Below are 19,460 nucleotides of genomic sequence, written 5' to 3'. Positions count from 1 at the left end.
TCAAACCAAGGGATCTCCCATGAGTGAAAAGCTCTCCTTCGTCAATCCGACCGCCAACAGCCCCTGGGGCACCTACCTTTCGCAGGTCGACCGCGTGGTGCCGTACCTCGGCCCGCTGGCCCGCTGGGTGGAGACGCTCAAGCGGCCCAAGCGCGCGCTGATCGTGGACGTGCCGATCGAGATGGACGACGGCACCATCGCCCACTTCGAGGGCTACCGCGTGCAGCACAACATGAGCCGCGGCCCGGGCAAGGGCGGCGTGCGCTTCCACCCCGACGTCACGCTGGAAGAAGTGATGGCGCTGTCGGCCTGGATGACCATCAAGACGGCCGCCGTCAACCTGCCGTACGGCGGCGCCAAGGGCGGCATCCGCGTCGATCCGAAGAAGCTGTCGCTGCAGGAACTGGAGAAGGTCACGCGCCGCTACACCAGCGAAATCGGCATCATCATCGGCCCGCACACCGACATTCCCGCGCCCGACGTCAACACCAACGCGCAGATCATGGCGTGGATGATGGACACCTACTCGATGAACGTCGGCGGCACCGCCACCGGCGTGGTCACCGGCAAGCCGCTGCACCTGGGCGGCTCGCTGGGCCGCGTCAAGGCCACCGGCCGCGGCGTGTTCGTCACGGGCCGCGAAGCGGCGCGCCGCCTCGGCATGGACCTGCGCGGCGCGCGCATCGCGGTGCAGGGTTTCGGCAACGTGGGCTCGGTCGCGGCCGAGCTCTTTGCCGAAGCGGGCGCCAAGATCGTCGCGGTACAGGACCACACCGGCACCATCGTCAACACCAACGGCCTGGACCTCGCGACGCTGATCCCGGTGGCCAACAAGGAAGGCGTCGTCGCCTTCAAGGGCGGCGAGGTGGTGCCCAACGAAGCCTTCTGGGAAGTGGCCTGCGACATCCTGATTCCCGCGGCGCTCGAAGGCCAGATCACCGCCGAGCGCGCACAGAAGACGAGCGCCAAGCTGGTGCTCGAAGGCGCCAACGGTCCCACGGTGCCCACGGCCGACGACATCCTGGCCGAGCGCGGCGTGCTGGTGGTGCCCGACGTGATCTGCAACGCCGGCGGCGTGACGGTCTCGTACTTCGAATGGGTGCAGGACTTCTCGTCCTTCTTCTGGGACGAGGACGAGATCAACGTGCGCCTGGACCGCATCATGATGAAGGCGCTCAACCAGATCTGGGACACGGCCGACAGGCACAAGATCACGCTGCGCACGGCGACCTATGCCGTCGCCTGCGAGCGCATCCTGATGGCCCGCCAGGAACGCGGCCTGTATCCCTGACCCACCCCCGAAGCGGCTCACTTCGTGTAGCCGCCTCCCCCTCAAGGGGGCAACACCAGCGGCCCGGCAAAGCCGGTTCCGCGGTGTTCCTGGAGCCGGCCTTTGATACCCTTGGCGGCATGACAGCTGCTCTTTCGCCAAGCGACCTTCCCGCTCTTCCCGCGGACGCTCTCGCCCGCCTGCAGGCGCTGATGGCCGACGGGCGGCGCAAGCTGCTGGGTCTCGTTGGCGCACCCGGCGCGGGCAAGTCCACGCTGGCGCTGGCGCTGCTGCGGGCCGTCGGCGCCGGGCGCGCGCAGGTCGTGCCGATGGACGGCTTTCACCTGGCCAACGTCGAGCTGCAACGGCTCGGCCGCGCCGGCCGCAAGGGCGCCCCGGACACCTTCGACAGCGCCGGCTATGTGGCGCTGCTGCAGCGGCTTCGCACGCAGGGGCCGGACGACCCCATCGTCTACGCGCCCGAATTCCGCCGCGAGATCGAGGAGCCGATCGCCGGCGCCATCGCGGTGCTGCCCTCGACGCAATTGGTCATCACCGAGGGCAACTACCTGCTGCACGACGCCGGCCCCTGGGCCGGCGCGGCGGCCATGCTCGACGAAGCCTGGTACGTCGACATCGACGACGCCGTGCGCGAGGAGCGCCTGCTGAAGCGCCACCAGCAGTTCGGCCGCAGCGCCGAGGCCGCGCGCGACTGGGTGGCCGGCACCGATGCGCCCAACGCGCGCCTGATTGCCGCCACGCGCAGGCGTGCGCACCACGTGCTGCACTGGTCCTGAAAATTCTCTGCGGCGGGGAACACCGGCGCCAGGCCATGCTCGAAGCTTCGCCGGCGGACACGCCGGTTAGGATTCGCCGCTCCATGACCCTGCCTTCCCTCTCTTCTTCCGCCTTTTCCGTCCTTCGCACACCGGTCCTGGTCCTCGGCCTCGCGTCCATCCTGGTGCTCGCCGGCTGCGGCAGCAGCGGCACGCGCCGCGTGTCGTACGAGACCGAGGAGTTCGATTCCACCACCACCCACACGCGCAGCTACGCCGCCACGGAAGCCCAGACCTGCGAAGCCGCGCGCCGCGCGCTGCTGAGCCAGGGCTACATGATCAGCGCGGCCAACGCCGACCTGGTGACCGGGCGCAAGAGCTTCCAGCCGGCGTCCGAGGTGCACGTGGAGGTCGAGTTCCGCGTGGTGTGCGCGCGCGAGGGCGGCAAGGCCGGCAAGCGCAGCACCGTGGCCTTCGCGACCGCGCTGCAGGACCGCTACGGCATCAAGAAGGTCAACAACTCGGCCAGCGTGGGCGTGGGTGCCTTCGGCTCGCTCTCGCTGCCCTTTGCCGGCAGCGACGACGCGATGGTCAAGGTGGCCAGCGAAACGCTCACCGACGAGCTGTTCTACGACCGCTTCTTCGCGCTGCTGGACCGCTTCCTCGAAGGCCAGGGCGGCGAAGAGCCCGAGGCACCCAGCGTGGCGCCCGAGGCGCCGCGGCCCGCCGCGCCGCTGAACCCTGCGGCGCCGGCCACCACCTTTCCCGTGAAGCCGGTGCCGAATCCGGGCTGAACGGCCCGCCGCCGTCTCGCCAGATAGCAAGATGCGTCTTACAATCTGGCATGGCTTCCAATCTCGACTCCGCCGACGCGCTGCAGTGTGCCGTGCGCCTGCGCACCGCGGTGTCGCAGTTCTCGCGCCAGCTGCGCAGCGGCGCGGCCGCGCCCGACGGCCCGAGCGTGGCCAAGCTCAGCGTGCTGGGCCAGCTGCACCGGCATGGGCCGTGCACGCCCACCGCGCTCGCGGGGCATGAACGCGTCAAGCTCCAGTCGCTGACGCGGCTGCTGGCCGAACTGGAAGCCGAAGGCTGGATCGGCCGTGCGCCGCATGCCACCGACGGGCGCCAGTGGCTGCTGTCGCTCACGCCCGAGGGCCTGCGCCGGCTCAAGGCGCTGATGCGCTCGCGCGAGGCCGCCTTGGCCCGCGCCATCGGCGCCACGCTGAGCGGCGAACAGCGTGCGCTGCTGTTGCAGGCCTGCGGGCTGCTCGACCGCATTGCCGGCGCACTCGAAGACGGTGGCGAGCCCTCGCCGGGCGCGGCGCGGCCGCGATGATGCGGATGGCGCCGGCCCTGCAGCGCATCGGCGGCTTCTGGCGCGAGGGCCGCTGGCGCGCGGGCGCACAGCTGGCGGCCGCGGTCGCGCTGGCATGGGTGGTGGCCGTGGCGATGCGGCTGCCCGAAAGCTTCTGGGCCGTGATGAGCGTGCTGATCGTCATGCGGCCGAGCGCCGGCGGCACCCTCGGCGCCGGCTGGGAGCGCTTGCGCGGCACGGCCGCCGGTGCGCTCTGCGGACTCGCGGGGGTCTACCTGCAGCACCTGGGCGCGCCTGTGCACGCGACCACGCTGGCCACCGTGATCCTGCTGGCCTTTGCCGGCGACGCGCTGCCGGGTTTTCGCAGCGCGCCGGTGGCCGCGCTGCTCATCCTTTCGGCCAGCGCAATCCCCGGCCACTCGGCGCTCGATGTGGCGCTGCTGCGCATGCTGCAGATCGGCATCGGGGTGGGCGTGGCGCTGGCGGTGGCGCTCGTCGCGTCGGAGTACCGCGCGGGTCCGCGTTTCGATGCGGGTTGCGCCGCATTGCTGCGCGGCATGGCCAGGCGCCTGACCGCGCTAGACAGTGGCGGCGCTGCCGGGCTGCCTGCCGAGTCCGAGGCCGAGCGCGTCAATGCCGCCGCGCGCGCGGCGCTCGCCCGGCTGGCGGTGCTCGCGGGCAGTGCAGACCTGGAAGCCCGCTGGCGGCGCCGCGGCGCTGCGGTGCCAGCGGCGCAGTCCTGCCGCAGCAAGGCGCGGCTCGCGGCGCGGATCTTCCAGGACGCCGCCATGCTCGAACGCATGCTGCGCCGCACGCCGGCTGGCGACGCCGCGTGGCAGGACACTGCCCGGGCCGCGGCCGCCGCGCTCGCCGCCATGGCCGATGCGCTCGATGGCCAGGGCACGCCCGATCTCGCCAAGCTTGCGCAGCTCGCACGGCGGCATGAGGCGCCGGGCGCCTCGCCCGCCTTGCTGCTGGCGGCGCCGGTGTGCCTGCTGTTCGAGGACCTGCAGCGCATGCAGCGCTGCGTGGCGGCAGCGGCATCCGCGGCGTCCGCAGCCTGAGGCCCTCAGCGCACCAGCGTCGACTTTCCGAACAGGCTCTCGATCAGCTCCACCGCCACCTCGGCGGTCTGGTTGCGCACGTCGAGCGCGGGGTTGAGCTCCACCACGTCGACCGAGCCGAGGCGGCGGGTGTCGGCCACCATTTCCATGCACAGCTGCATCTCGCGGTAGGTCGGGCCGCCGCGCACGCCGGTGCCCACGCCGGGCGCGATGTTGGGGTCGAGGCAGTCGAGGTCGAAGCTCACGTGCAGGTGGGTGTCCTCGTCCACGTCCTGCAGCGCCTCGGTCATGGTGGTGCGCATGCCGTGCTCGTCGATGTGGCGCATGTCGAACACATGCAGGCCGAGCGTGCGGATGGCGTCCTTCTCGTCGGTGTCGACGCTGCGGATGCCGATGAAGCGGATGGCGTCGTGCTCCAGCGCGGCGCGCTCGCCGCTCCAGCCGGTGAGCGCCGCCGGCCCGTGGCCCAGCAGGCAGGACACGGGCATGCCGTGCAGGTTGCCGCTCGGGCTGGTGGTTTCGGTGTTGACGTCGGAGTGCGCGTCCAGCCACAGCACGCGCAGCTTCTTGCCCCGCTTGCGTGCATGCCAGGCCACGGCGCTGATCGAGCCGATGGCCAGGCAGTGGTCGCCGCCCATCATGAGCGGCACGTGGCCGGTGCCCAGGGCCGTGTCGACGGCGGCGTAGACGGAGCGGTTCCAGGCAATCACCTCGTCGAGGTGGCGCAGGCCGTTGGCCGGCGCGGTCCATGGGGTGGCGGGGCCCGCGAGGTTGCCGCGGTCGATCACGGTGAAGCCCTGCCGCGCGAGCGCCTCCGGCAGCCCGGCCACGCGCAGCGCATCGGGGCCCATGCCGGCGCCGCGCACGCTGGCGCCGATGTCGGTGGGCGCGCCGATCAGTTCGAGGGTGGTGCCGTTGTCGTTGCTCATGCCGATGTTCGTCCGATGTGCTTCCACAGGTAGGCGTAGCCCAGCGCGTCCATGAAGGCCGCCTCCTTGTTGTCGGTGGCCGCGCTGTGGCCGCCTTCCATGTTCTCGTAGAAGCTGCTGTCGTAGCCCATGGCGGCCAGCTTCGCATGCATCTTGCGCGCATGCACCGGGCCCACGCGGTCGTCGCGGGTCGAGGTGGTGAAGAGCGCCGGCGGATAGGGCTGGCCGGGCCTCGCGTTCTCGTAGGGCGAGAAGGCCCGGATCCAGGCCCATTCTTCCGGATCGTCCGGGTCGCCGTATTCGGCAATCCACGAGGCGCCGGCCGACAGGTGGGTGTAGCGCTTCATGTCGAGCAGCGCCACCTCGCTCACGATGGCGCCGTAGAGCTCGGGGTAGAGCGTGAGCATGTTGCCCATCAGCAGGCCGCCGTTGCTGCCGCCCATGGCGCCCAGGTGCCGCGGCGAGGTGATGTTGCGCGCGATGAGGTGCTCGGAAACCGCGGCGAAGTCTTCGCAGGTGCGCAGGCGGTCGCGCTGCAGCGCGGCCTGGTGCCAGCGCGGGCCGTACTCGCCGCCGCCGCGGATGTTGGCGACCACGTAGACGCCGCCCCGCTCGAGCCATGCGCGGCCGATGGCGCCGCTGTAGCTGGGCTGCAGCGAGATCTCGAAGCCGCCGTAGGCGTACTGCAGCGTGGGGTTCTTGCCGTCGGCCTGCAGGTTCCTGGGCGCGATCTCGAAGTAGGGCACGCGCGTGCCGTCCTTCGAGGTGGCGAAATGCTGGCTCACGCGCAAGCCGGAGGCATCGAAGAAGGCGGGGCTGTCCTTCAGCGGCTCGGGCTCGCCCCGGCCGATGGTGCCGATGTAGAGCGTGGTCGGCTGCAGGAAGCCGCTCACGGTCAGGAAATAGTCGTCGTTCTCGTCCTCGTCGATGCCGCCGGCCGCGATGGTCGAGAGCTCGGGCGCGCCGCCCAGGCTCTCGCGCTTCCATGGCTGCGAGCCGGCCTGCGGCGTGAGCACTTCGAGCCGGTTCACCACGTCGTGCATCACGTTGAGGATCAGGTGGCGGCGGGTCCACGAATAGTCGTCGAGCGCGGTGGTGTCGTCGGGCTCGAACAGCACGGTGATCTCGCGCTTGCCGGCCATGTAGTCGTCGAATCTCGCAGCCAGCAGCGAGCCCGGCGGGTAGGTGGTGCCGCCCACGGTCCAGGGGCTGCGCGGCTCGACCAGCATCCACTCGCGCGTGACCTCGGCGCTGGCGTCGTCGGGCACGTCGATCTTCACCAGCCGGCCGTCGCCCGCGCGCAGCCAGGTCTCGCTGTCGTAGAAGTCCATCTGGCGCGAGACGAAGTCGCGCTCGAAGCCCGGCGTGTTGTCGCGCCAGGCGCTGACCGTCATGTCGTCCTCGCCGCCTTCGTAGACCGTGGCCGCGCTCTCAAGCGGCGTGCCGCGCTTCCACTCCTTCACGATGCGCGGGTAGCTCGAACTGGTCATCGAGCCGGGGCCGAAGTCGGTGGCCACGTAGAGGTGGTCGATGTCCTTCCAGGCCACGTTGCTCTTGGCCTCGGGCAGCGCGAAGCCGCTGGCGACGAACTCCTTGAGCTCGAGGTCGAACTCGCGCACCACGTTCGCGTCGGCGCCGCCGCGCGAGAGCGAGACCAGGCAGCGCTTGTAGCCGGGCTGCAGGCAGTCGGCGCCATGCCAGACCCAGTTCTCCTTGTCGGCCTCGGCCAGCGCGTCGAGGTCGAGCACGGTTTCCCAGTCGGGCTGGGGCTTGCGGTATTCGGCCAGCGTGGTGCGCCGCCACAGGCCCTTGGGGTTCTTCCTGTCGCGCCAGAAGTTGTAGAAGAGGGGGCCGATCTTGCGCACCATCGGAATGCGGGCCTCCGAGTCGAGCACTTCGAGGATGCCCTGCTTCATCCGCTCGAAGCCGGGCGACTGCGCATAGCGCTGCACGGTCTTCGCGTTGTGCTGCCGGGCCCATTCGAGCTGTTCGGCGCCGTCGATGTCTTCGAGCCACTGGTGCTCGTCGGTCTGCGTGGAAGCGGTGGATGTCATGGGCCCAGTGTACGAATCCGCCATGAAGAAAGGCATGCCTGCCGACAGGGTCGGCCGAAGCTATTGAATTCATAGCGTACTGCGCAGCGCTCTAGTGAAAAACCCGCGTTCCACCGTTTGGCCGCGATGCGCGGGGCTGCCCACGGGTATCCTGCCGGACGGCGCCTGGCGAACACAAGGAGACACGACACATGAAACACCTGAGCGGTCTTGATGCCACCTTCCTGCACCTGGAAACCCCCGAGATGCCGATGCACGTGGGCTCGCTCAACGTGCTCGACCTGCCCAAGGGCTACAAGGGCGATTTCTACGAGGACGCCAAGCAGTTCATGGCCAGCCGCATCCACCTGGCCGACGTGTTCACGCGCAAGCTCGCGCTGATGCCCTTCGACATGACCAACCCGGTGTGGGTGGCCGACGACGACATCGACCTTGACTACCACGTGCGCCACATCACGCTGCCCAGGCCCGGCACCAACCGGCAGCTGCAGCAGTACGTGGCCCGGCTGCATTCCACCTTGCTCGACCGCAGCCGGCCGATGTGGGAGTTCTTCATCATCGACGGCCTGAAGAGCGGCCAGGTGGCGCTCTACACCAAGGTGCACCATGCGGGCATCGACGGGCAGGCCGGCGTGGCGCTCGGCAAGGCCATCTTCGACCTCGAGCCCACGGGCCGCGTGGTCAAGCCGCCGCGCGCGCGTCCGCGCAGCAGCGGCTACCAGCTGGGCATGGCCGAACTCGCGACCGCGGCGCTGCGCAACACGGCGCAGCAGTACGTCAAGCTGTTCAAGATGGCGCCGGCCATCGCGCGCGCGCTCGGCGGCCTCGCCAAGCCCGACGAAAAAGCGGCCGAGAAGGACGCCGCCACCGCGCCGAAGAAGTTCAACCTGTTTGCGCCGCGCACCTCGCTGAACGTGTCGATCACCAACCAGCGCACCTTCGCGGGCCGCACCATCTCGCTGGCCGAGACCAAGCACATCGCCAAGCATTTCGGCGTGTCGCTCAACGACGTGGTGATGGCCACCGTGGCCGGCGCGCTGCGCCACTACCTGGCCGACAACAACGAGCTGCCGGCCAAGCCGCTGGTGGCCGGCGTGCCCGTGAGCCTGCGCGAAGCGGGCGACGACACGGCCAACAACCAGGCCAGCATGATCCTCGTGAGCCTGGCCACCGACATCACCGACCCGGTGCAGCGGCTGAAGGCGATCAATGCGTCGTCGACCAGCTCGAAGTCGGCCATGAACCGCTTCAAGGCGGTGATCCTGGACGACTTTCCCACCTTTGCCGCGCCCTGGCTGGTGTCGGGCATCGCCTCGATGGTGGGCCGCTCGGGCCTCGTGAACCTGCTGCCGCCGGCCGCCAACGTGGCCATTTCCAATGTGGCGGGCGCGCCGTTCCCGATGTACTTTGCGGGCGCGCTGGTCACCAGCTACTACCCGGTATCGATCGCGAGCCACGGCACCGCCCTCAACGTCACGGTGCAGAGCTACAACGGGCGCATGGACTACGGCCTCATCGCCTGCCGCCGCGCGGTGCCCGACATCACCGAGATCGGCGACTACATGCTGGCCGAGCACCAGCTGCTGCTGGGGCTGACGCAGACGCACCCCGCAGCGGCGGGTGCGGCGCCCGCGAAGGCAGCGGCCGCTCCCGAGCCGGCGCCCGCCGTGAAGGCGGCGCCCAGGCCGGTTGCAAAAAAGGCGGCAGCGAAGAAGCCGCCGGCAGCCAAAGCCCCCGCGGCCAAGGCACCGGCTGCCAAGACCGCCGCCAGGAAAGCACCGGCCAGGGCGGCCGCTCCCAAGCCCGCGCCGCGCAAGCCCGCGGCGCCCGCCAAGCGCGCCAGGGTGGCCGCTGCGGCATGATCGCCAAATGCGGGGGCCGGAAAATTGGGGCAGTTGGACTAGTTTTCCAACCGTTCTAGTTTTCCAGGCCTAGGCACTCTGGAAGAAGATCACTCCATCGCGATTCCCGTGAATCCCGCTATTCGATCAACTTCCAGGAAATCCACATGACCACCACGCAAGCTTCCTTCTCTTCCGCTGCCATCCACGTCATCGGCCAGTACAACGACGCAGGCAAGACCCTGGTGGGTGCCTACCGCGCCGGCGTTCATCGCCTGCTCGGCGGCGCTGCTTCGCGCTACAGCGAATTCCTCGGCAGCCGCCAGATTCCGCTGGTGAGCGAGCAGGTCAAGGCCAACCTGATCGGCGCGCAGGAAAAGATCAACGGCTTCCTGGCCAACCGCCTAGACATCGACACCGGCCGCATCGTCTCGGTGATGGACCGCGTGGCCGCAGGCACCACGAGCGGCATCGAAACCGTGGCCGGCCGCGTGGCGCGCGTCGAATCGCCCGTCGTCAGCTCGGTGGTCAAGACGCTGAATGCGCTGAACCAGCCGATCGCCAATGTGTCGGTGCAGATCGCCGACAAGGTGGCTGCCGGTGCCAAGCAGATCGAAGTGCGCGTGAGCGGCACCGAAGAAGCCAAGCCCGTGCGCAGCGTGAAGGCCAAGGCCGCCGCTGCCAAGAAGCCGGTTCGCCGCACCGCCGCCCGCAAGGCGGCCTGACCCTGGAGCAACAACGCATGGCGACCCGCCCCGATCCGACGGACGATTCCAGGAAGAAGAGGGCGGCGCCTGCGAAGCCTGCAAGGAAAACTCCTGCGGCCAGGAAGGCGCCCGCAGCCGGGAAGAGGGCTGCGGCATCGAAGAAAAGAACGGCTGCTGCCGCACCGGACACCGCGCCGGGCAAGAAGGCCGTCGGCGCCGAGGGCCTGCTGCGCGCCGGCCTCAAGGTGCTCGGCAATGTGCGCGACGACGTCGCCAAGCGCCAGGCCAACGTGATCGAGGGGCTGCTGGGCATCGGCCAGGCCAGGTTCGATCCGGCGGGTGCCAAGCCCGCGGTTCCGCGCGGCTTTCCGAGCCTCGACAGCTTCGGCCTGCGCAAGTTCGAGGACGTGTTCGACCAGCGCGTGGCCACCGCGCTGCAGCGCCTGGGCATGCCCAGCGCGGAAGAGGTGCAGGCACTGCGCGAAGAAGTCATTCGGCTGCGCGAACGCCTGGCGCAACTCGAGTCCAGGAACGCCGGCCCGCGCGGCAGCGGCAAGCGCTGAGCGCCAGCAGCCCGGCGAAGCACCGACGCACGCAGCAGCACCAGCCGGTTGTGGCCAGTTCCAACACCACGCGCGACCGGATCCTGCAGGCCAGCCTCGCGCTGTTCAATGCGCAGGGCCTGGCGGCGGTGTCCACGCACAAGATCGCGGCCGAGCTTGGCATCAGCCCGGGCAACCTGCACTACCACTTCAAGGCCAAGCAGCTGATCGTCGAGTGGCTGTTCCGGCGCTTCGAGCAGCGGCTCGAAGTGCTCGACGGGTCTTCCGGCTCGATCACCGCCATCGACGACCTCTGGCTCGCGCTGCACCTTCGCTTCGAAGCCATCGACCAGTACCGCTTCATCTACCGCGACATGGCCTTTCTGGCCAGCGAATATCCTGCGCTCGGGCAGCGCGCGCAGGCGCTCACCGCGCAGAACCTGCTGGCGGCCCAGGCGCTGTGCGAAGGGCTGGTGGCCTCGGGCGTGATCGAGACCAGCGCCGAGCAGGCGCGCATCCTTGCCCTGCAGATGGTCTTCACCACCACCTGCTGGCTCTCGTTCGAACGCCTGGTGCCGGGGCGCGACGCGCTCGCGCAGGCCGACCCGGGATTGGCGGCTTTCTACACGCTCACCTTGATTTCCCCGTATGTTTCGAGCGAATCGAGGGCTTACCTTGATTACCTGCGGGGCAAATACCTCGGATAAAGATCGTTGTTGTCCGACGGGGCGGTGAAACTTTGGTTCGCCATGCTCGTCCCACCCAGCAACCAGGCACAGAAAGGAAAGCCGCCCTCATGACCACCGCCACCCGAGACCCCATCGCGCCGCCGTCAGGCCTGCTTATGCTGGCCGAAGCGCGCGCGCTCTGGGAAACGGGCGCCGGCATCGCCATGTGGCCGCTGCTGCAACTCGCGCCGCGCGGCGACGGGCATCCGGTGCTCGTGCTGCCCGGCCTCGTGGCGGGCGACGGTTCCACGCTGGTGCTGCGCCGCTACCTGTGCAGCCGCGGCTACGACGCGCACGGCTGGGGCCTGGGCCGCAACTTCGGCCCGCGCGAAGGCGTGGAAGACGGCATGCTGGCGCTGCTGAAATCCCTCGCCGAAAAGAGCGGCCAGAAGGTCAGCGTGATCGGCTGGAGCCTGGGCGGCGTCTATGCGCGGCTGCTGGCATCGGCGCAGCCGGCGCTGGTGCGCAACGTCATCACCCTGGGCAGCCCGTTCTCCGGCAGCCCGCGCGCCACCAACGCATGGCGCGTGTACGAGGGCGTGAGCGGCCAGAGCTCGCACGACCCGCGTCGCATGAAGTTCGTGCAGCCCACGCCGCCGGTGCCCACGACCTCGATCTTCAGCCGCACCGACGGCGTGGTCGCCTGGCGCTGCAGCCTCGAGAAGCCGGGGCCGCAGGCGGAAAACATCGAGGTGGTGGCGAGCCACCTGGGGCTGGGCGCGCATCCGGCGGTGCTCTATGCGGTGGCCGACCGGCTTTCGCAGCCACAGGGCGAGTGGAAGCCCTTCAACCGCGGCCTGCTGGGGCCGCTGGTCTACCCCGATCCAGGCCGCAAGGCCTGAGCCGCCGAGTCAGCAGACTCACAAAGAAGCCGGGGATCCCGGCTTTTGCATTCCGCGGGTTCCTTCCAGAAATACCGCGGAACCGGCTTTGCCGGGCCGCTGGTATTGCCCCCGGCGAGGGGGTGGGCGGCCACACGAAGTGGGCAAGCCTGGGGGAGAGCCTATCCCCCTGCCCAGACGTCGAGCACATAGCGCTGGTCGGCAATCATCCCGTCCATCCACGCCGCGCCGTCATGGCCATGCTCGCGCGCCAGGTCGGCCAGCGTGCGCCGCACGTCGGGTTCCATGCGCGAACCGTCGCCGCACACGTAGATCACCGCGCCCGCTTCCAGCAGCTTCCACACGGCCGCGCCCTGCTCGCGGATCAGGTCCTGCACATAGACCTTGCGCTCGCCCGCGCGCGAGAAGGCCGTGTGCAGCTTCATCAGGCCGCGGTGCGACCAGGCCTCGAGCTCCTCGGCATAGATGAAATCCTGCTCGGGATGGCGGCAGCCGAAGAACAGCATCGCATCGCCCAGCGCCTGGCCGCGCTCGGCCTGCGCCGCGCGCTCCTGCAGGAAGCCGCGGAATGGCGCGAGGCCGGTGCCGGGGCCGATCATGACGAGCGGGCGCTGCGCATCCTCGGGCAGGCGGAAGCCCTCGGCCGTGGTCTCGCGGATCACGCCGTGCACCGTGTCGCCCGCCTCGGCGCGCGCCAGGTAGTTGGAGCACACGCCCTCGAAGCTGCCGTTGCCCGACAGCGCCGGCGCGCTCACCACGCCCACGGTGACGCTGCAGCGCCCCGGCGTCATCGTCGGCGACGACGAGATCGAGTAGTAGCGCGGCGAGAGCGGCGACAGCATTTCGAGGAACACCGCGAACGGCAGCTGGCAGGCGCGGTGCTCCTCGAGCAGGTCGAGCAGCGACCTGCGCCTGTGCAGCACCTGGGCCTTGTAGGCGGCCTGCGAGGCGTCGTCGCTGCCCGAGAGCGCGGCGAGCTTCGGCCTGGTGGCCGGGCACTCGGTGTATGCCGCGAGCGTGGCGATCTGCTTGCGCGTGGCCACGTCCTGCAGCTCGACATAGTCGCCGAGCAGGCGGTCGACCGCGATCACCTGGTCGACCGGCAGGGCTGTCTTGCGGCCCGGATCGGCATGCAGCCGCACATGCGCGGAGCGGTCGAATCCGAAGCGCGCCATCGCGCGCTCCACCTGGGCCGGGCTGTTGCGCGGCACCACGCTCAGGTGGTCGCCGGCGCGGTAGTTCACGCCTTCGGGCAGCGTCAGCTCGACGTGGCGCGTGGAGCGGCCCGCCTCGCCGGCGCTGCCGGGGTTCTTCTGCAGCTCGCGGTTCTCGATCACGCGCAGGGCCACCGCGCCCAGCGCGTCGACGAGCGCGTTCTTCTGCGGTGGCGGCAGTTCCTCGAGCGTGTAGAGCGGCTCGGCCTCGGCGGGCGTGTCGGCGCCGGACTGGATGCCGAAGGCTTTCACCAGTTCGGGCCAGAGCGCGTCGCTCCAGTCCTGGAAGGCGCCGTCCATGTCTTCGCGCGCATCGCCCTCGCCGCGCGGATGCACGCGCGTGGCGCCGAGCGCGCCGAGCCGCTCGTCGATGCGCCGCGGCACCGCCTGGTAGGTGGCGGCCCAGTCGGTGTTGCCGCAGCCGAAGACGCTGAAGCGCACGCCATTGAGCGAATCGTCGGCCTTGTCGAGCCAGCGGTGGAACTCGGCGGCGTTGTCGGGCGCCACGCCGTTGTACGAGGCGCAGACGATGGCGACGGCGCCATTGGCGGGCAGCCGCTCGGCGTAGTCGTCGAGCGAAGCCACCTGCGTGGAGAAGCCGCGCAGCTCGCCGGCCTCGGCCAGCTGGCGCGCCAGGTCTTCGGCCGTGCCGAGGTTGGAGCCCTGCAGCACCAGCAGCGAGGTGCCGTGCCGCGCGGCCTGTGGCTTGCGCACGGCTGCCTGCCTGGGCTGCACCGGCGCGGCGGCCGCATCGGCGGCGTGGCCGCGCGGCCGCGTGGCCGGATCGCGCAGCAGCGCCTTGATCTTCAGGCCTTCCGGCTTGATCGTGAGCGCCTCCTTGATCCGGAGCTTGTAGCCCGTGTGGTCGACGAGGTCGAAGCGCTGCAGGATCATGCCCAGCGTGAGCACCGCTTCCTGCAGCGCGAACTGGCGCCCGATGCAGGCGCGCTGCCCGTTGCCGAAGGGCTTGAAGGCATTCACCGGCCGCTCGCGCTCGGCCTCGCGGCTGAAGTGGTCGGGGTTGAACTCGTCGGCGTCCTCGCCCCAGATGCCCTTGTCGCGATGCAGCGCCAGCGCGTGCATGATGACCATGTTCTTCTTCTTGATCGTGTACTGGCCGCCGATGGTGGTGTCTTCCTTCGCGCGCATCGCGATGGCGGGGGCGGTCGGGTACAGGCGCAGCGCCTCCTTCAGCACCTGCATCACGTACTGCAGGCGGTTGACCTGCGCATAGGTCGGCTTCTGCGAGGTGTCGGGCCCGAACACGTTGTCGACCTCGGCCTGCGCCTTGGCCAGCGCCTCGGGGTTCTTCAGCAGGAAGTAGATCGCGAACGAGAGCAGGCCGCTGGTGGTCTCGTGTCCCGCGATGAGGAATTCGATGCACTCGTCGCGGATCATCTTGTCGGTGAGTTTTTCGCCGCTCTTCTTGTCGACGCCCGCGATCATGTAGCTCAGCAGGTCGGGCTTGGTGGCAATGTCGGTCCCGCCCGCGCGGCGCTCCTCGATGATGTCTTCCACCATCTTGTGCATGAAGCGGATGTCCTTGCGCTGCTGCGCAAGCTCCTTCTTGAGCATGAACTCTTCGAGCGGCAGCCCGCGGCGGTTCTGCACCGTCTCCAGCGTGCGCACCATCGCATCGACGAAGGGATGGAAGCCTTCGCGGTAGAACGAATTGAAGCGGTAGCCGAAGCCGCACAGGCCGATGGTGTCGAGCGTGAGCGCCGTCATGTCGCGCACCACGTCCACCTCTTCGTCGAAGTTCAGCCGCTCCCACTTGGTGACCAGCTGGCCCGCGATGTCCAGCATCATCGGGTGGTAGGCCTGCATCGCGCGCTGGCTGAAGTTGGCCAGCAGGATGTTGTGTGGCTTCGACCAGGTTTCCTCGTGCGTGTCCGAGGTGAAGAGCCCGTGCGACGCCGCGCGAAGCCGCCGCAGCGCGCCGCGCGTGCTCTTGTCGAAGCGCGCCTCTTCGCACAGCTCGTCGACCAGCGCGGGCGACGACACCACGATCACCGGCATGCCCGGCATGTCGAGCCAGTAGATGCCGCCGAGCTCCTGCGCGATCTTCCACATGTCGAGCACGGGAGAGTCGGAGCCGATCGACAGCAGGTTGCCGACGAAGGGCTTCTTGGCGGGATGCGGGATCGGATGGAGCGAGTTTTTGCCTGCCATGGGTGTCGTGCCTTTGGAGTGGACCCGCTTCGGAGATTCCGGCGTGTGACTCCGGAGTATCCCGAGGGCACCGGTGGGGGGCAGGACGGGGTTTCCCTTAGGCTGGTTCGGTGCCGTTGCCTTTGTTCAGTGGCGCGGCTGTTCGGGGCGCGCTCCCGCCGACGGGGTGCCTTGCTCCGCGAATGTCCCCCGGCCTGCGGCCTCCTCCTTTATTTCGCTGCGCAAGGCACCCCATCAGCGGGAGCGTGATCGGAGCAGTCGTTGATCAGCGATGCTCTGTGCACGCGCCCCGAAGGACTTCAGCCGCAACAGCAGGCAGAAGCCCTCAAGGCCGAACCATCTTGCATTCAGACCCTTGTGCCAGCTCATTGCCCGTATAGACAGCATCCGTGCGGAAGCCGTAGTTCGTCCCTTCCCAACCCACCTTCACGCTCTTGCCATCGACCGGCGCAATGGTGTTGACCACCTGCGGCAGCAGCAGCTGATGGTCCTCGGCACGCATGCGGATCGGCCCCACCACCGAGTCGTAGCTCATGTCCTCGAGCGCACGCGCCACCTTCACCGTCTCGGTGCTGCCGGCCTTGTTGATCGCGGCGGCCAAAAGGCGCGGCGTGAAGTCGATGCGCGGGGCCAGGAAGTCCCTGCCCGTCTTCGCCTTGTAGGCCTTCGCGAGCGCATCGGCGCGCGGCGTGTCGGCCTGCCCCGGATGCCATTCGGCCACCCAGGTCAGCTGCCCGAGCCTGGCCTGCGACACCGCCAGCACCGTGCCCGGCACCGAGCCCGCGCTGTGGTTGAAGTAGCGCAGGTTGTAGCCGGCATCGCCCGCGGCCTTGAGCAGCAGCGTCATGTCCTGGCCCCAGTTGCCGGTGATGACCGAGTCGGCGCCGCTTTGCTTGATGTTCGCGACGTAGGGCGAGAAGTCCTTCACGCGGCCGATCGGATGCAGCGTTTCGCCGGCGAACTGGACGTCGGGCCGTGCCAGGCCCACCAGCTGGCGCCCGTAGCTCGCCCACTGCTTGCCGTGGGCATAGTCCTGGTTCAGCAGGTAGACCTTCTTCACGTCCGGCGTCTTCTTGATGTAGTTGGCCAGCGCCTTCATCTTCATCGCCGTGTTGGCCTCGGTCTGGAAGTGCCAGAAGCTGCAGTTCTTGCCGGTCATTTCGGGGTCGATCGACGAATGGTTCAGAACGATCAGCTCCTTGCCCGGATTGCGCTGGTTCCAGCGCGCCACCGACTGCACCAGCGCTGTCACCACCGAGGAGCCCGACCCACCCGTGACGATGGTCCTGGCGCCCTGGTCGATGGCCGCCTGCAGCGCGCTCTGGCTCTCCTGCGCCGAGAGCTTGCTGTCGAACTGCAGCAGCTGCAGCTTCGTGCCGCCGAGCACGCCGCCCTTGGCGTTGATCTCCTCGATGGCGTACTGCGTGTGCGTGAGCATCAGCTCGCCCACGTTCGCGAACGGCCCCGAGAGCGGGTCGATGTAGGCGATCTTGTAGGTGGGCTGCTGTTGCGCCTGGGCGCCGCCGGCAACGGCCAGCAGGCAGGCGAGGGCGATCGGCGCCAGTGGCGCGTGCTTGGGCTTCATGGTTTGTCTCTCTCGGTTTTTTGGGGGGTCAGTCCGGGCTGCGAAGGCCGATCATGCGGCTTGCGAGCTTCGTGAGCTCGGCCACCACCTCGTCGGGCGAGAGGCGTCCGCCCGGCCGGTACCAGCTGTAGAGAAAGCCCGGCAGGCTGCAGGCCGCCAGCGCGGTGATCTTGGTTTCGGTGAAGTCCAGGTCGCCGTCGCGGCGCGCTTCTTCGAGCAGCGGACACAGCAGGTCGTAGAAGTGGTGCGCGAGCTTCTTTTGCGCCGCGATGTATTCGGGCCGGTACACCTGCGGCTCGCGGTACGGAAAAAAGGCGCAGGGATGGTGTGCAATGGTCGCGCGGATCAGCCGCTCGATGCCTTCGAGCACCTTCTCGCTCGCGCGGCGCGGATCGCCGGCCGCGAAATCGAGCGCGGTGAAGCAGTCGACCGCGGGACGCCACGACAGCGTTTCGAAGATCTCCTGCTTGTCGCGGAAGTAGTAGTACACGAAGGGCTTGGTCACGCCCAGCGCGCGCACGATCTGCGCCATGGTGGTGTTGGCATAGCCCTGCGCCGCGAAGAGCTGCGCCGCCGCCTGCAGGATGCGCTCGCGCTGCAGGTCGGTGCCCTGCGTGGCCGCGCGCTGGCGCCCGGTGCCCTGGGGCAGGTGCGGCTGTGCCGTGGCGGCGGCCTTGCCAGAGGGTTTGTGCCGTGTCGCGGAAGTTATACCCATGGGTAGGATTGTTGGTGCACCATGCACCCATTGGCAAGCGCTTGCCCCGTGCAGGCGGCTATCGATAACCCTGAGAAAGTGACGCCATGGAGACATTGCCCGACCGTCCGCAACTGCCCCTGCACGAGTACCTGCGCGCCCATGCGCGCGAGCGCGGCGAGCGCCCGGCCTGCCTCTGGTACGGCCACGCCATGAGCTGGGCGCAGCTCGACCGCGCGAGCGACGCCTTCGCGGCCCGGCTGCAGGCCATCGGCGTGAAGAAGGGCGAGCCGGTGGTGCTGTTCCTCAACAACTGCCCGCAGTACCTGGTCGCGCATTTCGGCATCCAGAAGATCGGCGCCATCGTCTGCCCCGGCAGCCCGCTCAACAAGGAGCACGAGCTGGCCTACCAGGTCAACGACCTGCAGGCGCGCGTGATCGTCGCCGCCGCGCCGCTGCTGCCGGTGGTGCGCAAGGTGCAGCCGCAGAGCGCGCTCGCGCATGTGTTCGTGGTGCACTATGCCGACCTGCTGCCTGAACGGCCCGTGCCCGAGCTGCCGGCCGAACTGCTCGCCGAGCGCAGCGCCCCGCGCAGCGTGCCCGAGGAATGCGAGGACTTCCTGGCCGTGATGCAGGGCGGCGCGGTGCCGCAGCCGGTGGCCATCGAGCTCGACGACGTGGCGCTCATGACCTACACCTCCGGCACCACAGGGCTGCCCAAGGGCGCGATGCTGAGCTACGGCAATGCGCTCTTCAAGACCCGCGCGGCGGCCGACTGCAACGGCGTGGCCGGCGACGACGTGCTGCTTTCCATTGCGCCGCTCTATCACATCGCCGGCATGCTGATGGGCGTGAACGTGCCGGTGCTCAGCGGCGCGGCCTCGGTGCTGCTGCACCGCTTCGATCCGCGCGCGGTGCTGCAGGCCATTGCGCGCTACAAGGTGAGCTGGTGGTACAGCATCGCGCCGATGAACGTGGCCTGCATGCAGGTGCCGGACATCGCCGGCTTCGACCTCTCGAGCCTGCGGCGCAATCCCGTCACGAGCTTCGGCATTGCCTTCACCGAGCCGCTTGCCGCGCAGTGGCGCGCGCATGCGCCCAACTGCACGTCGTTCGAAGCCGCCTACGGGCTCAGCGAAACCCACACCTGCGACACCTACACGCCGCACCACGCGCCGCGCTGGGGCACGCAGGGCGTCGCGGTGCCGGGCGTGAGCATCCGCATCGTCGACCCCGACACGCAGGCCGACCGGCCCGCGGGCGAGGTCGGCGAAATCGTGCTCGCGAGCCCCGGCTGCTTCAAGGGCTACTGGAACAAGCCCGAGGCCACGGCGGCCACGCTGCGCAATGGATGGGTGCACACCGGCGACATGGGCAAGCTCGATGCCGATGGCTATCTCACCTTCATCGGCCGCTTCAAGGAAATGATCAAGGTCTCGGGCTACAGCGTGTTCCCCGAGGAGGTCGAGACCATCCTCATCAAGCATCCCGCGGTGGCCCAGGCCGCGGTCATTGCGCAGCCCGATGCCGAAAAGGGCGAGGTGGTCAAGGCCTTCATCGTGCGCAAGCCCGGCGCGGCGCTCGAGGCCGATGCGCTGATCGCCTGGTCGCGCGACAACATGGCCAGCTACAAGGCGCCGCGCGCCGTGAGCTTCATCGATGCGCTGCCGACCACCGGTGCCGGCAAGGTGCTGCGGCGCCTGCTGAAAGACAAAGCCTGAAAGGTT

At 69.1% G+C, this 19,460-nt stretch carries 16 protein-coding genes; 11 read left to right on the top strand and 5 right to left on the bottom strand.

Translation table 11 applies throughout. The features are described 5' to 3' along the window. Positions 1 to 19 precede the first annotated feature (19 nt). From EJO66_RS10720 to EJO66_RS10700, 5 genes are all read left to right on the top strand, one after another. Positions 20 to 1,291: a Glu/Leu/Phe/Val family dehydrogenase gene (locus EJO66_RS10720; RefSeq protein WP_125965255.1), complete on the top strand. Its 1,272-nt coding sequence runs from the start codon at positions 20 to 22 to the stop codon at positions 1,289 to 1,291. 119 nt (positions 1,292 to 1,410) lie between these two features. Next, positions 1,411 to 2,067 carry a nucleoside/nucleotide kinase family protein gene (locus EJO66_RS10715; protein ID WP_125965254.1) on the top strand — a complete coding sequence of 219 codons (657 nt, stop codon included), beginning with the start codon at positions 1,411 to 1,413 and terminating at the stop codon, positions 2,065 to 2,067. Positions 2,068 to 2,150: 83 nt separating this feature from the next. Then, positions 2,151 to 2,840, top strand: coding sequence for a DUF2242 domain-containing protein (locus EJO66_RS10710; RefSeq protein ID WP_125965253.1), 690 nt, complete (start codon positions 2,151 to 2,153; stop codon positions 2,838 to 2,840). 50 nt (positions 2,841 to 2,890) lie between these two features. Next, positions 2,891 to 3,382: a MarR family winged helix-turn-helix transcriptional regulator gene (locus EJO66_RS10705; RefSeq protein WP_124958849.1), complete on the top strand. Its 492-nt coding sequence runs from the start codon at positions 2,891 to 2,893 to the stop codon at positions 3,380 to 3,382. A 5-nt stretch (positions 3,383 to 3,387) separates the two neighbouring features. After that, entirely contained in the window at positions 3,388 to 4,425 is a 1,038-nt protein-coding gene (locus EJO66_RS10700; RefSeq protein ID WP_240648566.1) for an FUSC family protein, read from the top strand. Between the two features lie 5 nt (positions 4,426 to 4,430). Here the strand turns inward: EJO66_RS10700 and rocF are convergent, their stop codons facing one another. Both rocF and EJO66_RS10690 read right to left on the bottom strand, forming a co-directional pair. Further along, positions 4,431 to 5,354: an arginase gene (gene rocF, locus EJO66_RS10695; protein WP_047785728.1), complete on the bottom strand. Its 924-nt coding sequence runs from the start codon at positions 5,352 to 5,354 to the stop codon at positions 4,431 to 4,433. Continuing rightward, a complete protein-coding gene (locus tag EJO66_RS10690) occupies positions 5,351 to 7,444 on the bottom strand; it encodes a prolyl oligopeptidase family serine peptidase (protein WP_125965252.1) in 2,094 nt (697 codons plus the stop codon). The genes rocF and EJO66_RS10690 overlap by 4 nt, the downstream gene beginning before the upstream one ends. A 155-nt stretch (positions 7,445 to 7,599) precedes the next feature. Here EJO66_RS10690 and EJO66_RS10685 point away from each other — a divergent pair, with 155 nt between their 5' ends. The 5 genes from EJO66_RS10685 to EJO66_RS10665 all read left to right on the top strand — a co-directional run bounded on the left by EJO66_RS10685 (position 7,600) and on the right by EJO66_RS10665 (position 12,068). After that, entirely contained in the window at positions 7,600 to 9,270 is a 1,671-nt protein-coding gene (locus EJO66_RS10685) for a WS/DGAT/MGAT family O-acyltransferase (RefSeq protein WP_125965251.1), read from the top strand. A 146-nt stretch (positions 9,271 to 9,416) separates the two neighbouring features. Beyond that, a complete protein-coding gene (locus tag EJO66_RS10680; RefSeq protein WP_015867561.1) occupies positions 9,417 to 9,974 on the top strand; it encodes a hypothetical protein in 558 nt (185 codons plus the stop codon). Positions 9,975 to 9,991: 17 nt separating this feature from the next. Beyond that, positions 9,992 to 10,519 carry a phasin family protein gene (locus EJO66_RS10675; RefSeq protein ID WP_125965250.1) on the top strand — a complete coding sequence of 176 codons (528 nt, stop codon included), beginning with the start codon at positions 9,992 to 9,994 and terminating at the stop codon, positions 10,517 to 10,519. A 50-nt stretch (positions 10,520 to 10,569) separates the two neighbouring features. Continuing rightward, positions 10,570 to 11,205: a TetR/AcrR family transcriptional regulator gene (locus EJO66_RS10670; protein WP_124958843.1), complete on the top strand. Its 636-nt coding sequence runs from the start codon at positions 10,570 to 10,572 to the stop codon at positions 11,203 to 11,205. 89 nt (positions 11,206 to 11,294) lie between these two features. After that, complete coding sequence (locus EJO66_RS10665; protein ID WP_124958842.1) at positions 11,295 to 12,068, top strand: esterase/lipase family protein; 774 nt, start codon at positions 11,295 to 11,297, stop codon at positions 12,066 to 12,068. 161 nt (positions 12,069 to 12,229) lie between these two features. On the opposite strand, the gene EJO66_RS10660 is transcribed toward EJO66_RS10665, so the two are convergent. The 3 genes from EJO66_RS10660 to EJO66_RS10650 form a co-directional block, all read right to left on the bottom strand. Then, positions 12,230 to 15,454, bottom strand: a complete 3,225-nt coding sequence (locus EJO66_RS10660) for a bifunctional cytochrome P450/NADPH--P450 reductase (protein WP_125965249.1) — start codon at positions 15,452 to 15,454, stop codon at positions 12,230 to 12,232. A 325-nt stretch (positions 15,455 to 15,779) separates the two neighbouring features. Further along, positions 15,780 to 17,039, bottom strand: a complete 1,260-nt coding sequence (locus EJO66_RS10655; RefSeq protein WP_125965248.1) for a branched-chain amino acid ABC transporter substrate-binding protein — start codon at positions 17,037 to 17,039, stop codon at positions 15,780 to 15,782. 28 nt (positions 17,040 to 17,067) lie between these two features. Continuing rightward, on the bottom strand, positions 17,068 to 17,754 hold the full coding sequence (locus EJO66_RS10650) for a TetR/AcrR family transcriptional regulator (protein ID WP_124958839.1): 687 nt from the start codon (positions 17,752 to 17,754) through the stop codon (positions 17,068 to 17,070). Positions 17,755 to 17,840: 86 nt separating this feature from the next. Here EJO66_RS10650 and EJO66_RS10645 point away from each other — a divergent pair, with 86 nt between their 5' ends. Then, complete coding sequence (locus EJO66_RS10645) at positions 17,841 to 19,454, top strand: AMP-binding protein (RefSeq protein ID WP_124958838.1); 1,614 nt, start codon at positions 17,841 to 17,843, stop codon at positions 19,452 to 19,454. Positions 19,455 to 19,460 lie beyond the last annotated feature (6 nt).

It is taken from the genome of Variovorax beijingensis, assembly GCF_003951285.1.
GTDB classification, from domain to species: Bacteria; Pseudomonadota; Gammaproteobacteria; order Burkholderiales; family Burkholderiaceae_C; genus Variovorax; species Variovorax beijingensis.
This window is presented reverse-complemented; position numbering and strand designations above follow the sequence as displayed.